The organism is Streptomyces sp. NBC_00637, from assembly GCF_045161545.1.
Classification (GTDB): domain Bacteria; phylum Actinomycetota; class Actinomycetes; order Streptomycetales; family Streptomycetaceae; genus Streptomyces.
The window spans coordinates 3,222,333-3,236,764 of record NZ_CP109046.1; the positions used below are offsets into that span (position 1 = coordinate 3,222,333).

Annotated in this window: 13 protein-coding genes and 1 riboswitch; of the genes, 3 read left to right on the forward strand and 10 right to left on the reverse strand. The window is 72.1% G+C overall.

The genetic code is table 11. The annotated features are described in order from the left end of the window. Window positions 1-27: 27 nt before the first annotated feature. From OG440_RS13820 to OG440_RS13830, 3 genes are all read right to left on the reverse strand, one after another. Window positions 28-1,581, reverse strand: coding sequence for an ABC transporter substrate-binding protein (locus OG440_RS13820; RefSeq protein ID WP_406007147.1), 1,554 nt, complete (start codon window positions 1,579-1,581; stop codon window positions 28-30). A gap of 194 nt (window positions 1,582-1,775) precedes the next feature. Continuing rightward, the gene (locus OG440_RS13825; RefSeq protein ID WP_406007148.1) at window positions 1,776-3,158 is read right to left on the reverse strand and encodes a metallophosphoesterase; all 1,383 of its coding nucleotides are present in this window, start codon (window positions 3,156-3,158) and stop codon (window positions 1,776-1,778) included. Window positions 3,159-3,160: 2 nt separating this feature from the next. Further along, window positions 3,161-3,400 carry an SCO4848 family membrane protein gene (locus OG440_RS13830; protein ID WP_406007149.1) on the reverse strand — a complete coding sequence of 80 codons (240 nt, stop codon included), beginning with the start codon at window positions 3,398-3,400 and terminating at the stop codon, window positions 3,161-3,163. Window positions 3,401-3,491: 91 nt separating this feature from the next. Here OG440_RS13830 and OG440_RS13835 point away from each other — a divergent pair, with 91 nt between their 5' ends. After that, window positions 3,492-4,850: a D-alanyl-D-alanine carboxypeptidase family protein gene (locus OG440_RS13835; RefSeq protein ID WP_406007150.1), complete on the forward strand. Its 1,359-nt coding sequence runs from the start codon at window positions 3,492-3,494 to the stop codon at window positions 4,848-4,850. Here the strand turns inward: OG440_RS13835 and OG440_RS13840 are convergent. The 3 genes from OG440_RS13840 to OG440_RS13850 all read right to left on the reverse strand — a co-directional run bounded on the left by OG440_RS13840 (window position 4,804) and on the right by OG440_RS13850 (window position 7,315). Further along, a complete protein-coding gene (locus OG440_RS13840; protein WP_406007151.1) occupies window positions 4,804-5,721 on the reverse strand; it encodes a YihY/virulence factor BrkB family protein in 918 nt (305 codons plus the stop codon). The genes OG440_RS13835 and OG440_RS13840 overlap by 47 nt on opposite strands. Window positions 5,722-5,859: 138 nt before the next feature. Then, a complete protein-coding gene (locus tag OG440_RS13845) occupies window positions 5,860-6,813 on the reverse strand; it encodes a decaprenyl-phosphate phosphoribosyltransferase (protein WP_406007152.1) in 954 nt (317 codons plus the stop codon). Beyond that, entirely contained in the window at window positions 6,806-7,315 is a 510-nt protein-coding gene (locus tag OG440_RS13850) for a phosphatase PAP2 family protein (RefSeq protein WP_406007153.1), read from the reverse strand. The genes OG440_RS13845 and OG440_RS13850 overlap by 8 nt, the downstream gene beginning before the upstream one ends. Window positions 7,316-7,447: 132 nt before the next feature. Here OG440_RS13850 and OG440_RS13855 point away from each other — a divergent pair, with 132 nt between their 5' ends. Continuing rightward, complete coding sequence (locus tag OG440_RS13855) at window positions 7,448-8,833, forward strand: FAD-binding protein (RefSeq protein ID WP_406007154.1); 1,386 nt, start codon at window positions 7,448-7,450, stop codon at window positions 8,831-8,833. Then, complete coding sequence (locus OG440_RS13860) at window positions 8,830-9,585, forward strand: decaprenylphospho-beta-D-erythro-pentofuranosid-2-ulose 2-reductase (RefSeq protein WP_406007155.1); 756 nt, start codon at window positions 8,830-8,832, stop codon at window positions 9,583-9,585. Before OG440_RS13855 ends, OG440_RS13860 begins: the two co-directional genes overlap by 4 nt. A 22-nt stretch (window positions 9,586-9,607) precedes the next feature. Here OG440_RS13860 and OG440_RS13865 read toward each other — a convergent pair whose 3' ends face one another. The 4 genes from OG440_RS13865 to OG440_RS13880 all read right to left on the reverse strand — a co-directional run bounded on the left by OG440_RS13865 (window position 9,608) and on the right by OG440_RS13880 (window position 14,405). Further along, entirely contained in the window at window positions 9,608-10,186 is a 579-nt protein-coding gene (locus OG440_RS13865) for a 2'-5' RNA ligase family protein (protein WP_406007156.1), read from the reverse strand. A gap of 187 nt (window positions 10,187-10,373) precedes the next feature. After that, window positions 10,374-11,387: a tryptophan--tRNA ligase gene (trpS, locus tag OG440_RS13870; protein WP_406007157.1), complete on the reverse strand. Its 1,014-nt coding sequence runs from the start codon at window positions 11,385-11,387 to the stop codon at window positions 10,374-10,376. An 81-nt stretch (window positions 11,388-11,468) separates the two neighbouring features. Then, window positions 11,469-12,920: a glycine hydroxymethyltransferase gene (locus OG440_RS13875; protein WP_406007158.1), complete on the reverse strand. Its 1,452-nt coding sequence runs from the start codon at window positions 12,918-12,920 to the stop codon at window positions 11,469-11,471. 37 nt (window positions 12,921-12,957) lie between these two features. Continuing rightward, window positions 12,958-13,048: riboswitch (ZMP/ZTP riboswitch) on the reverse strand. A 169-nt stretch (window positions 13,049-13,217) separates the two neighbouring features. After that, window positions 13,218-14,405, reverse strand: coding sequence for a glutathionylspermidine synthase family protein (locus OG440_RS13880; RefSeq protein ID WP_406007159.1), 1,188 nt, complete (start codon window positions 14,403-14,405; stop codon window positions 13,218-13,220). Window positions 14,406-14,432: the final 27 nt, after the last annotated feature.

Genomic DNA, 14,432 nt, shown 5'->3' on the forward strand with positions numbered 1-14,432 from the left:
GTCCGCGAGCCGGGTGAGGACTTCGGCTCAGATCCAGTCGAGCTTCCAGAGGCGGAACACGCCGTTGCCGTCCGCCAGGAACTGGCCGCCGCCGATGTCCGCGCTGGTGACGACGTACTCCTTGCGCTGCCACAGCGGGACGACCGGCACCTCGTCGGCGACGACCCGCTGGAGGTCACGGAAGTCGGAGGCGGCCCGGCTGCGGTCGGCGTACTGCCGGCTCGCGACGATGTACTTGTCGACGGCCTTGCTGCTGTAGCTGGTGTTCATGGTGGAGTCGGTGCCGACGAGCGGGCCCGCGAAGGTGTCCGGGTCGGGGTAGTCGGCGACCCAGCCGACCGCGTACGCGTCGAGCTTGCCGGTCGCCCACCGCTTCTGGAAGTCGGTCCACTCGTAACCCTTGACGTCCACCTCGAACAGACCGCTCGCCTCCAGCTGCCGCTTGAGCTCCGCGGCCTCGGCCGCCGCGGCCCCGCTGCCCAGGCCGTAGCCGTAGGTGAACTTCACCGGGATGCCGACGCCGGCCGCCTCCAGGAGCTTGCGCGCCTTCGCGGCGTCGCGGTCCGGGTAGCTGTCGAAGAAGGAGGTGGTGTGTCCGGTGATACCGGTCGGGATGAGCGAGTACAGCGGCTCGACGGTCCCGTCGTACACGCTCGCCGCCAGCTCCTCGCGGTCGATCAGCCAGGCCATCGCCTTGCGGACGTCCGTCTCGTGCAGCGGGGAGCCGGAACGGGTGCCGAAGTACAGGTTGCGGGTCTCGGAGCCGTCGCCCTCGTAGACCCGCTGGCCGGGGTCGCTGGTGTCGAGTGCGGCCAGTGTCGCGGGCGGCAACTGGCGGGTGGCGGCCGTGACCTTCTTGGCCTTCCAGGCCTTCTCCAGGGCCTCGGGGTCGGCGTAGTAGCGCAACTCGACGGGCGCACCGGTCGACACGGCGCCCCGGTAGTGCGAGTTGGGCGCCAGCTCGACCTTCTTGCCCTTCGTGTACCCGGTCAGCCGGTACGGGCCGGTGCCGTCGACGCTGCTGCCGACGCGCAGCCCGTCCGCCGGGTAGCGGGTGTGGTCGACGATCGAGCCGGCTCCGGTGGCCACCTTGAACGGGAAGGTGGCGTCCGGCGACGACAGGTGGAAGGTGACCGTCAGGTTGTCGGCGTCCACCGACTTCAGGGTCGAGAACAGGGAGGCGGGACCGACGTCCGAGTTGATCTTCCTGACCCGGTCGAAGGAGTACTTCACGTCCTCGGCGGTCACCTTTGAGCCACTGTCGAAGGTGAGGTCGTCACGCAGCTCGCAGGTGTACGTGACGAGACTGCCCTTCGCGAAGGAGCAGTTCTCGGCCGCGTCCGGCACGGGCGAGACACCGCCCGGCTCGTAGGTCAGCAGTGACTGGAACACGTTGCTGAACAGCGCCCAGGACCCGGCGTCGTAGGCACCAGCCGGGTCGAGCGAGGTGACGGTGTCCGTGGTGCCGACCGTGATGGTCGCGCCGGCGCTGTCCTGCGACGGCAGCAACTGCCAGCCGCCCACCCCGACGACCGCGAGAACCAGCAGTGTCACGAGGATCCGCATGCGAACAGATCGCATGGTGATGGCCTGCCTCCCCAGGCCGCCAGAAGGGCCCAGTCCACAGAAAAAAGTGCCGCTCCCCTTGGCGGCGGCCTCACCTAATCACACGTGTTTCACCAGGGGGAAGAGGATTCTGGCGAGATGGGAAAGAACTTACCGACGTCGTGTTTCGACCGGGTTTCACAGCCTCTTCACAGGCTTCTGATCGGCCGTCAGGCCTGAGTCGAGGCCAGTTCGACGACGGTGATGTCGGAGGGGGCTCCGACGCGGGTGGGCGGGCCCCAGGCGCCCGCGCCCCGGGACACGTACAGCTGGGTGTCGCCGTAGCGTTCCAGCCCCGCCACGGTCGGGTTCGCGGCGGCCGCGAGGAAGTTGCCGGGCCACAGCTGGCCTCCGTGCGTGTGGCCGGAGAGCTGGAGGTCGACGCCGTGCCGGACGGCGTCGTGGATCTGCACGGGCTGGTGGGCGAGCAGCACGCACGCACGCGTGGTGTCCCGGTCGCCGAGCGCGCCGGCGAAGTCGGGCCCCTGGCCCTCGCTCTCGCCCGCGATGTCGTTGACGCCGGCCAGGTCGAACCAGGGCAGCTCCGTACGGGCGTTCTCCAGCGGGTTCAGGCCGAGCCGCCGCACCTCCTCGACCCACTGCGCGGCGCCGGAGAAGTACTCGTGGTTCCCGGTGACGAAGAAGCTGCCCTGACGGGCCTTCAGTCCCGCGAGCGGGGCCGCCGCCGGGCCCAGGTCCTTCACGCTGCCGTCGACCAGGTCGCCGACGACCGCGATCAGGTCGGGCTGTGTGGCGTTGATGGTGTCGACGACCTTCTGCGCGAAGCCCCGGCCGAGGACCGGGCCCAGATGGATGTCGCTGACGACCGCGATCCGGTAGCCGTGGGCGCCGCGCGGCAGCTTGGCCAGAGGTACCGTCACCCGCTTGACCCGGGGGCCGCGCAGCACGCCGTAGGTGCCGTAGCCGACCGTCCCGACGGCGGCCGCGGCGGCCGCGCCGCCCACGACCCGGGACACGAAGAGCCGACGGGACGGCTCGGCCGGCTTCCCCTCCCCCGGCTTCCCCTCCTGCGGCTCACCCGGGTCCGCCTCGCCCGGGTCCGGCTCGCGGCGCTCCGGCTCGTCCGCGCCGGGCCGCTCGGGCGTCTTCGTGGCGGATGTCTTCGGGGTGGACGCCTTCGGGGTGGACGACCCCGTCCGGACCGATTCCGGCTGCGGCTGCGGACGGGGGCGCGGTGCCTGCGTTGCGGCGGAGGCTTCGGCGGGGGTCTCAGCGGGCGCCCGGTTCCTCAGGAAGCGGCGCAGCAGCGGCCGTACGGCCTCGCCCACGAGCAGGGCCAGCAGCAGGTAGACGGACAGGGCCAGCCAGAGAAAGCCCGGCCAGGCCAGTACGCGCTGGAGCCAGAAGGGGGCGCCGGCGCGTTCGGCGACCAGGGCGCCGATCGCCAGCACCCAGCCGCCCGCGATCAGCACCGCGCCGCCCCGGCGCGCCCGGCCGGGGCCGCGGGTGGTGTCGCGGAACAGCCGTCGCCACAGGTACCAGTTGGCTCCGACCAGCACGGTCAGGGCGAGCAACGCGAAGACGATCACCACGGTTATGACGCCTGCCGCAGTGCGCGCAGACCACGCAACCCGATGGCCCCGACGACCGTCCCCAATACGAAGGAGACGACGGCGAGCGTCAGGTGCACCCAGAAGTAGGCCGTGGGATCGCCGTCGTCGAAGGCGAGTCCGCTGCTGTCCTTGACCAGGTTCTTGACGAAAGTGACCCAGATGACCCAGCTCCACACCCCGAAGGCGAGCAGGAACCAGGAGACGGGGCGGCTGAGCTTCATGGGTTCAGTATCACCGCCCGTTGTCCGGTTCCGTGACCGGGGTGGGGAGGGTGACGGGACTTCCCGTCGTGTGCCGGGTACGTTCTCCGTCGTGCCCGCACCCATGAAGCAGACCGTCAGGCGATCCCTGCTGGTCACCTCCGCGACCCTCGCGTCCCTCGCGCTCACCGCGCCCGCCTCGCTCGCGGCGCCGAGCCCGTCACCGTCCCCGGCGGCGTCCGGATCGCCGTCGGCGTCCGCTTCGCCCTCGGCGTCCGGATCGGCGTCCCCGTCCGCCTCGTCGTCGGTCACGCCTCCCGCGGGCATGTCGTCCGTGGGCGGCACCCGGCTCGGGCAGGCCGGGACGCAGGTGGCGATCGCGGGTGGCGCGCCGGTGCTGCCGAAGGACCTCACCGCCCGGTCGTGGATCGTCGCCGACGCCGAGTCGGGGGACGTGCTGGCCGCGCACAACGCGCACTGGCGGCTGCCCCCGGCGAGCACGATGAAGATGCTCTTCGCCGACACCGTGCTGCCGCGCTTCCCCAAGGCCACCGTGCACAAGGTCGCGGCGAAGGACCTGGCCGGCATGGGGGCCGGTTCCAGCCTCGTCGGCATAAAGGAGGGCGAGACGTATACGGTCCACGATCTGTGGCTCGGCGTCTTCCTGCGCTCCGGCAACGACGCCGTGCACGTCCTGTCGCAGATGAACGGTGGCATCGCCAAGACCGTCGAGGACATGAACGAGCACGCCGAGGAGCTTCAGGCCCTCGACACGAACGTCGTCTCCCCGGACGGCTACGACGCCTCGGGCCAGGTCTCCTCCGCGTACGACCTGACGCTGTTCGCCCGCTCGGGACTCCAGAAGCAGGACTTCCGGGAGTACTGCTCGACCGTCACGGCCAAGTTCCCCGGCGAGACGACGAAGAACAAGAAGGGGAAGACGACCCGCGGCACCTTCGAGATCCAGAACACCAACCGGCTGCTCAGCGGCGACTACGACATCTCCCAGTACCCGGGCATCGCGGGCGTCAAGAACGGCAACACCACGAACGCGGGCGCCACCTTCACCGGCGTGGCCGAGCGCAACGGCAAGGTGCTGCTCGTCACGGTCATGAACCCGGAGAAGACCGACCACAACGAGGTCTACAAGGAGACCGCCGCTCTGCTGGACTGGGGCTTCCAGGCGGCGGGCAAGGTGACGCCGGTCGGTGAGCTGGTGCCGCCGAAGGGCACCACGCAGGCCAGTGCGCAGCCGGGCGCCAACCCGTCCTCGTCCGAGGGGTCCGGGCAGGCCGGCGGCGCCGGGGACGTGTCGACGAAGCCGGTGGCGGGCGCGGTGACCGAGGACGGCTCGGGGGGCATGTGGATCGCGCTGGCGATCGCCGGCGGCCTGCTGGTGCTGCTGGCGGGCGGCGGGTACCTCGTCAACCGCCGCTGGCCGCTGCCGGACCTGGTACGACGTCGTCGCTGACGTCGATGTCCCGTGGGTTGTCGGGGACGCTGCCCGTCGCCGTCCAGGCCGCGCAGTACAGGACCAGCTTCGAGGTGAAGTTGATCCACAGCAGCAGGGCGATGGGCACCCCGAACGCGCCGTACATGCTCTTGGCGGCGACGCCCTGCATATAACCGCTCAGCAGCAGTTTCAGCAGTTCGAAGCCGATGGCGCCGATGAGCGCGGCGACGACGAGGCGGCGGCGCGGGGGTTCGACGCCGGGCAGCAGGGTGAGGACGTACAGCAGGAGCAGGAAGTCGGCGAGGACGGCGACGGAGAACGCGGCGACGCGCAGCAGGACCGTGCCCCAGCCCTCCTTGTCGATGCCGGACTGCTCGGTGATCCAGCCGACCAGGGCCGAGGCGACGGTGGAGATGGCGAGGGTGAGCAGGACGGCGCCGCCGAAGCCGACGAGGACGCCCGTGTCCTTGGCCTTGCGCAGGACGGGGTTCTCGTCGTCGTCGGGCCGCTCCCAGACGGCGCGCAGACAGTCCCGCATCTGGCCGACCCAGCCGATGCCGGTGAGCAGCAGCAGCGCACCGGCGATGAGACCGACGGCGCCCGCGTTCTGGACCAGGCCGTCGATGTCCAGCTGCTCGGAGATGCCGGGTACCTGGTCGGCGATCCTGTCCTGGAGGTCCCGCTGCTGGGAGTCGCTCAGGGCGGCGGCGGTGACGGCGGCGCTCACGGTCAGCAGCGGGAAGAGCGCGACGAAGCTGACGAACGTCATGGCGGCGGCCAGCCGCGTCCACTTCACCCGGTCGAGGCGCTCGTACGACCGCCACGCGTGCGTGGCCATGAGGCGCGCGACCCACGGCCCGATGCCGGGGAGCTTCTTCAGCCAGTCCATGATCCGACTCTGCCCCTGTCCGGAGGAACGACGCGGATATCGCCGATGCGAATCCCGCGGGACACCATGGTGCGGGTACCCCGGAATCCCGGGAGGTGGCCGCCGCGGTGCCGTCGGGTCACGGCACGCGCGGGTGGCTCACCAATCGGCCACCGCCAGCGCGTACATGGCCAGCCAGGCCAGACCGATCAGCGCGAGGGCGCGGTCGCCCAGGACGACCTCCTCGGGCTCGCCGGCCGTGCCCCGGTCGGCGAAGACGGCGTACCGCAGGACCGCCAGGACGAACGCGACCACGGACAGCTGGCGCCAGGGCAGCACGCTCGTGTGCGGGACGCCGCCCTCCTCCAGGGCCCACAGGCAGTAGCCGAGCACGGCGACGCCGGCCGCGAGCTGCCAGACGAAGCGCAGGTAGCCGGTGGTGTACTCGGTGAGCAGCACCCGCGTGGCGCCTGCCGTGCCGGCCAGCTGCACGGCCTCGGAGTAGCGCTTGGCCGCGACCATGAACAGCGCCCCGAACCCGGTGGTGATCAGGAACCAGCGGGAGAGCGGGAGGCCGAGCGCGAGGCCGCCCGCCATCGCCCGCATCAGGAAGCCGGTCGCGACGACGACGAGGTCGACGACCAGGACGTGCTTCAGGGCGACGCAGTAGGCGAGTTGCATGCCCAGGTAGGCGGTGAGGAGCACCGCGACGGCGGGCGTCGTCAGCCAGGCCGCGGCGGCCGGCGCGAGGACCGCGAGGGCACCCGCCACGCCGTACGCGACGGGCACCGGGACCTGACCGGCGGCGATCGGCCGGTGCCGCTTGGTGGGGTGGGCGCGGTCGGCCTCGGCGTCACGGGCGTCGTTGATCAGGTAGACGGCGGCGGCGCAGGCGGTGAACAGGGCGAAGACGAGGGCGAGTCGGGTCACCGCGTGCGGGGAGAAGAGCCGGCCGGCCGCGGCGGGGGCGGCGACGACCAGGATGTTCTTGACCCACTGCTTGGGGCGGGTCGTCCTGAGGAGGCCGCCGGCGAGGGTGCCGGGGCGGCGGCTCGGGGGCCGGGGGGCCGGCGGGCGGTGTGTGCGCTGCCGGTGGAGCAGGGCCTCAGCCATGGTGGCCCTCTCTCACCCAGCGCGCCCCCCACCGCGCGGTGACCGCCCCCAGGGCCGCGCCCGCCGCCACGTCGGACGGGTGGTGGACGCCGGCGACCAGGCGCGAGAGGCACATCGCGGCGGCGAGCGGCGCCACGGCGTACGCCCCGAGCGCGCCGTAGGCGACGGCGGCGGCCACCGCGGAGGTCGCGTGCGAGCTGGGGAAGGAGTGCCGTCCGGCGGTGCGCAGGCGGGGTTCGACGTGGACGGGCCGCGGGCGTCGGACGATACGTTTCACCCCCATGCTGACGGCGTGCGCGCCCGCGGTGAGCGCGGTGGCGCGCAGCCAGGCGCCGCGCCGGGGGCCGTCGACGGCGGCTCCCACGACGCCGGCCGCGAGCCACAGGGCGCCGTGCTCGCCCGCCCGGGAGAGGGCGCGCGCGGCGCGGGCGACGTGGGGGTCCGCGCCCCGGGCGTGGAGCGCCGAGAGGATCCGGTGGTCCAGGTCGTCGAGTTCGTCCATGTGGACCCACTGTTCACGCCCGCACCCCCGGAACTCCGTCACTATTGAACGACATCCCACTAATCACCCATTTCGGGTAGTAATGCACGTTTCAAAATTAATCGCCCATATAGAGGCGATACGGTCACCAGCATGTCTGCCGAGACCCCTCCCGCGATCGCCGCCGAGAACGTCTCCGTCACGGGATGGGGCCGAACCGCTCCCTCCGGCGCGCGCCTGGTCCGCCCCCGGACCTACGCGGAGGCCGTGACGGCGGTCCGGGACTGCGGGCCCCGCGGAGGCATCCCCCGGGGCCTGGGGCGGGCCTACGGGGACGCGGCACAGAACGCCGGCGGATCGGTGATCGACCTGACCGGCCTGGACCGGATCCACGTCATCGACGCCGACGACGGGAGCGTCCTGTGCGACGCGGGGGTCTCCCTGCACCGGCTGACCGAGGTCCTGCTGCCGCTCGGCTGGTTCGTGCCCGTGACCCCCGGCACCCGGTACGTGACCGTGGGCGGCGCGATCGGCGCCGACATCCACGGCAAGAACCACCACGTGTCCGGGTCCTTCGCCCGTCATGTGCTGTCCTTCGAACTGCTCACGGCGGACGGCACGATCCGCACGGTGGAGCAGGGCACCGACCTGTTCGACGCCACCGCCGGCGGCCTGGGCCTGACCGGCGTCGTCCTGACGGCCAGGATCCGGCTCCAGCCGGTCGCGACGTCGCTGATGTCGGTCGACACCGAGCGGGCCGGCGACCTCGACGACCTGATGGCCCGGCTGACGGCCGGCGACCACCGTCACCGCTACTCCGTCGCGTGGATCGACCTTCTCGCGCGCGGCGCGGCCACCGGACGCGCGGTCCTGACCCGCGGCGAGCACGCGCCCCTGGACGCGCTGCCCGCCCGCGCGCGCAGGGCCCCGCTCGCGTTCCGCCCGGCCCGGCTCCCGGCCGCTCCCGGCTTCCTGCCGAGCGGGCTGCTCACCCGCACCACCGTCGGACTGTTCAACGAGCTCTGGTACCGCCGGGCGCCACGCTCGCGTACCGGCGAACTCCAGAGCCTGTCCGCCTTCTTCCACCCCCTGGACGGCGTCCCGCACTGGAACCGCGTCTACGGCCGCGACGGCTTCGTGCAGTACCAGTTCGTCGTCGGACACGGCCGGGAGGACACCCTGCGCCGGATCGTGGGACGCCTGTCCGCCCGCCGCTGCCCGTCCTTCCTGGCCGTCCTGAAGCGGTTCGGGGCGGCCGACCCCGGCTGGCTGTCCTTCCCGCGCCCGGGCTGGACCCTCGCCGTGGACATCCCGGCCGGACTGCCCGGCCTCGGCGCCCTCCTCGACGAGCTGGACGAGGAGGTGGCCGCCGCGGGCGGCCGCGTCTACCTCGCCAAGGACTCCCGGCTGCGCCCCGACCTGCTCACCGCGATGTACCCGCGCCTCGACGACTTCCGCGCGCTGCGCGCGGAGCTGGACCCGCGCGGGGTGTTCGTGTCGGACCTCGCCCGCCGGCTCAACTTCCAGGAGTCACCATGAAGGACGCCTTCGGCCTCCCCCAGTCCCTGCTCGTCCTCGGCGGCACGTCCGGGATCGCGCTGGCCACCGCGCGCCGCCTGATCGCCCGCCGCACCCGCACGGTGTGGCTGGCCGGGCGGCCGTCGCCCGCCCTGGAGTCGGCCGCCGCCGAGCTGCGCACGCTGGGGGCGGACGTCCACACCGTCGCCTTCGACGCGCTCGATCCCGCATCCCACGAGACGGTCCTCGGCAAGGTCTTCGCCGAGGGCGACGTCGACACGGTGCTGCTCGCCTTCGGCGTCCTCGGCGACCAGGCGAGCGACGAGCGTGATCCGGCGGCCGCGGTGCGCGTCGCGCAGACCAACTACACGGGGGCGGTGTCGGCGGGCCTGATCGCCGCGCGCGCCCTCCAGACCCAGGGCCACGGCTCCCTGGTCGTCCTCTCCTCCGTCGCCGGCGAGCGGGCCCGCCGCTCGAACTTCATCTACGGCTCCAGCAAGGCGGGCCTCGACGCCTTCGCCCAGGGGCTCGGCGACGCGCTGCACGGCACCGGTGTGCACGTCATGGTCGTACGCCCCGGGTTCGTCCGCACGAGGATGACCGAAGGACTGGCGGAGGCGCCGCTGGCGACCACCCCGGAGGCGGTCGCCACGGCCGTCGAGCTGGGGCTGCGGCGCCGCTCGGAGACGGTGTGGGTGCCGGGCGTGCTGCGTGTGGTGATGTCGGCGCTGCGTCACGCGCCCCGCGGGCTGTTCCGCAGGCTGCCGGTCTAGAGCAGGAGCCGGGGGCCGGCCGCTAGCGCGTCGGCAGCGAGCCGCGGTCGACGTGGGCCGCCTGCGGGGGGACGACCGTGCCGCCGAAGGCGAAGTCGCGCAGCTTGCGCCAGACGCCGTCGGCGCCCTGCTCGGCGAGGGCGAAGCCGGTGCAGGACCACTCGGCCTCGTAGTGGGCGAGCTCGTCGAAGGCCCGGTCCATCGCCGCGTCGTCGATGCCGTGGGCGACGGTGACGTGCGGGTGGTAGGGGAACTGGAGCTCGCGGGTCAGCGGGCCGGAAGCGGCCCGGATCCGCTGCTGGAGCCGGGCGCAGGTCTCCGCGCCCTGGGCGACCCGCACGTAGACCACCGGCGACATGGGCCGGAAGGTGCCGGTGCCGGACAGCCTCATCGGGAAGGGGCGGCCTGCCGCGGCGACCTCGGTGAGGTGCGCCTCGACGGCCGGCAGCGCGCTCGTCCCGACCTCGGTCGGCGGCAGCAGGGTGACGTGCGTGGGGATGCCGTGAGCCGCGGCGTCGCCGAAGCCCAGGCGCCGCTCCTGGAGCAGGCTGCCGTGGGGCTCCGGGACCGCGATCGACACGCCGATCGTTACGGTCCCCACGTCTTCTCCTGTCGTCATGTCGTCATGGCGGGGTGTGGTGCCGGGTTCGTACTCAGTCGTACGGCTATCGACTGTACGGCCACAGCTGTGCTCTGGGCAGGCGCAGGGGAAGTGATGTGCAGCGCTCCGCCCGGAGGAACAGGTGTGCGGTGCGCCCCGAGTGCTTCCCCGTGCTTCCGAGCGCCGCTCAGTGCTTCGCGGGCAGGAAGCCCACGCGCCCGTACGTCTGGGAGAGGGTCTCCGCGGCGACGGCACGCGCCTTCTCCGCGCCCTTGGCCAGGATCGAGTCGAGCGTCTCGGGGTCGTCCAGGTACTGCTGCGTGCGGTCCCGGAACGGCGTCACGAAGTCGACGACGACCTCGGCGAGGTCCGTCTTGAGCGCGCCGTAGAGCTTGCCCTCGTACCGCTGCTCCAGTTCGGCGATGCCGGTGCCGGTCAGCGTCGAGTAGATGCCGAGCAGGTTGCTGATGCCGGGCTTGTCCACGGTGTCGAAGCGGACGACCGTGTCGGTGTCCGTGACCGCGCTCCTGACCTTCTTCGCGGTCGCCTTCGGGTCGTCGAGCAGGTTGATGAGGCCCTTCGGCGTGGACGCCGACTTGCTCATCTTGATCGACGGGTCCTGGAGGTCGTAGATCTTGCCCGTCTCCTTCAGGATGTGCGGCTTCGGGATCGTGAAGGTCTCGCCGAAGCGGCCGTTGAAGCGCTCCGCGAGGTCGCGGGTCAGCTCGATGTGCTGGCGCTGGTCCTCACCGACCGGCACCTCGTCGGCCTGGTACAGCAGGATGTCCGCGACCTGGAGGATCGGGTACGTGAACAGGCCCACGGAGGCGCGGTCGGCGCCCTGCCTGGCGGACTTGTCCTTGAACTGGGTCATCCGGCTCGCCTCGCCGAACCCGGTGAGGCAGTTCATGACCCAGGCGAGCTGGGCGTGCTCGGGGACGTGGCTCTGGACGAAGAGCGTGCAGCGGTCCGGGTCGAGACCGGCCGCGAGGAGCTGGGCGACGGCCAGCCGCGTGTTCGCGCCGAGCTCCTTCGGGTCCTGCGGGACCGTGATCGCGTGCAGGTCGACGACCATGTAGAACGCGTCGTGGGTCTCCTGGAGCGCCACCCACTGGCGGACGGCGCCGAGGTAGTTGCCGAGGTGGAACGAGCCTGCGGTGGGCTGGATTCCGGAGAGCACGCGGGGTCGGTCTGAGGCCATGCCCACCATTGTCTCAGAGCGCGGAGACCGCCCGGAACGGGTCCCGGGCGGCCGTGCGGGCCGCCCGGGGGTACGGCCGGGTCAGCCGAGGTCGATCTCCGGGTACAGCGGGAAGCCCGCCACCAGGTCGGTCGCCCGCCGCGAGATCTCGTCGGCGACCTTCGCGTCCAGGACGTGGGCGGCCTTGGAGGGGGCGCCCGACTTCGTCGTGCCCGGCTCCGTCGTGGTGAGGACCCGGTCGATCAGGGCGGCGACCTCGTCCATCTCGGCCGTGCCCAGTCCGCGCGTCGTCAGCGCCGGCGTGCCGATGCGGATGCCGGAGGTGTACCAGGCGCCGTTCGGGTCGGCGGGGATGGCGTTGCGGTTGGTGACGATGCCCGAGTCGAGCAGCGCCGCCTCGGCCTGCCGGCCGGTCAGGCCGTAGGAGGAGGCGACGTCGATCAGGTTCAGGTGGTTGTCCGTGCCGCCGGTGACCAGGGTCGCGCCGCGCCGCGTCAGGCCCTCGGCGAGGGCGCGGGAGTTGTCGACGATGCGCTGGGCGTAGTCCCGGAAGGACGGCTGACGGGCCTCCGCCAGGGCGACGGCCTTGGCGGCCATGACGTGCGGGAGCGGGCCGCCGAGGACCATCGGGCAGCCGCGGTCGACCTGGTCCTTGAGGGAGTCGTCGCACAGGACCATGCCGCCGCGGGGGCCGCGCAGGGACTTGTGGGTGGTGGTCGTCACGATCTGGGCGTGCGGGACCGGGTCGAAGTCGCCGGTCAGGACCTTGCCCGCGACCAGGCCTGCGAAGTGGGCCATGTCGACCATGAGGGTCGCGCCGACCTCGTCGGCGATCTCGCGCATGATCCGGAAGTTCACCAGCCGGGGGTAAGCGGAGTAGCCCGCGACGATGATCAGCGGCTTGAAGTCGCGGGCCGAGACGCGCAGGGCCTCGTAGTCGATCAGGCCCGTGGCCGGGTCCGTGCCGTAGGAGCGCTGGTCGAACATCTTGCCGGAGATGTTCGGACGGAAGCCGTGGGTGAGGTGGCCGCCGGCGTCCAGGGACATGCCGAGCATGCGCTGGTTGCCGAAGGCCTGGCGCAGCTCGGCCCAGTCGGCCTCGGAGAGGTCGTTGACCTGGCGGACGCCCGCCTTCGCGAGGGCCGGGACCTCCACGCGGTCGGCGAGGACGGACCAGAAGGCCACGAGGTTGGCGTCGATACCGGAGTGCGGCTGTACGTAGGCGTGGCGGGCGCCGAAGAGCTCGCGGGCGTGCTCGGCGGCCAGCGACTCGACGGTGTCGACGTTGCGGCAGCCGGCGTAGAAGCGGCGGCCGATGGTGCCCTCGGCGTACTTGTCGCTGAACCAGTTGCCCATCGCGAGGAGGGTGGCCGGGGAGGCGTAGTTCTCGGAGGCGATCAGCTTGAGCATCTCGCGCTGGTCGTGGACCTCCTGGCCGATGGCGTCGGCGACGCGCGGCTCGACGGCGCGGATCACGTCGAGGGCGGCGCGGAAGGCGGTGGACTCGGTGGAGAGGGACTGCGGCTCGGACATGTCGGCCTCCGGGGGCGTGGCGTGCGGTCACGGTTCTCGGTCTGGCCCAGGCGCACGGCACTCTTGTCGCTCACAGGCCGCTCCCCGATGGTCCGTCCCATCCCAGCGCGCCAGTCACGGCCCGCTCGCCAGCCTACCGGGCACGCCCGATCGGCAAGGTCCGGCGTCCACCATGCGAGCGACACCGGATCCGCCCGGGACCACGCCTCCAGGGGATCCGGAGCGGCCCGCGGACGTCCGCGTCCCGAGGGCCGGGCGGCCGGGGTCCGGCAGCGGACCGAGGATCGACCGGAGGGCCTAGAGGATCACGTGGGGCAGGAAGCGGGCGTACTCGTCCGTGATCGGGCCGGAGGACTCGCGGATGCCGAGGCCGGCCGACTCGTCCCGCACCGTCCACGCGCCGAGGACGACGTGGTTGCCGTCGAACGCGGGCAGAGGCGCCAACTGCTGGTAGCAGCAGGCCTCGTCGGTGCGCGGGGCGGGATCGCCGCCCGCCGCGTGCAGGGTGACGCCGTCGCCCTCGCGGCCCAGCAGCGGCTTGGCCGCGTAGCCGGTGGTGGCCGCCAGTTCACGGGGACCGTCGAGGTAGGCGGGCAGGAGGTGGGGGTGCCCGGGGTACAGCTCCCACAGGACGGCCAGCAGCGCCTTGTTGCTGAGGAGCATTTTCCAGGCCGGTTCGATCCACATCGTCGTGCCGGTGCCGCCGCCGTTGTCGAGGGTGTCGAGGACATGGCCGGCGAAGCGGTCGGTGGTCAGCCACTCCCAGGGGTAGAGCTTGAAGCAGCTGCGGATGAACCGGAGTTGCCGGTCGACGAAGCGGCCGGACAGCGGGTCCCAGCCGATCTCCTCCATGGAGAGCCAGTCGGTGTCGAGGCCGGCCTGTTCGGCGGTCTCCTTGAGGTAGGCGACCGTCATGAGGTCCTCGCCCAGCTCGTCCTGCGAGGAGTGCGCGAAGTGGAGCGGACTGCCGGGCGGGAGCAGCGGCGCCTGCTCCTTCCAGGCGGCGATCAGGCGTTCGTGGAGGGAGTTCCACTGGTCGGCGCCGGGGAACCGTTCCTCCATCCAGAACCACTGGGGGGAGGCCGCCTCCACGAGCGAGGTGGGGGTGTCGGCGTTGTACTCCAGGAGCTTCGCCGGTCCCGTGCCGTCGTAGCGGAGGTCGAAACGGCCGTAGAGGGAGGGGAGTTCGGCGCGCCGGTGCCAGGCCTCGGTGACCGCCGCCGCGATCCGCGGGTCGGTGATGCCGAGGTCGGCGAGGCGGTCGGACTCGACGAGGTGGGCGGCCGCCGCCAGGCACATGGCGTGCAGTTCCTCGACGGTCTCCTCCAGCGCCTCGACCTCGTCGAGGGTGAAGACGTAGTACGCGCTCTCGTCCCAGTAGGGGCGGAGACGGCCGTCGGGGTGGCGGGTGAGGGGGTAGACGAGACCCTGGTCCTCCACGGTCCGCTGCCAGCCGGGGCGGGGTTCGATGGTGTGGCGTCGCACGGTGCCGGTGTCCTGTTCTGCCGCTCG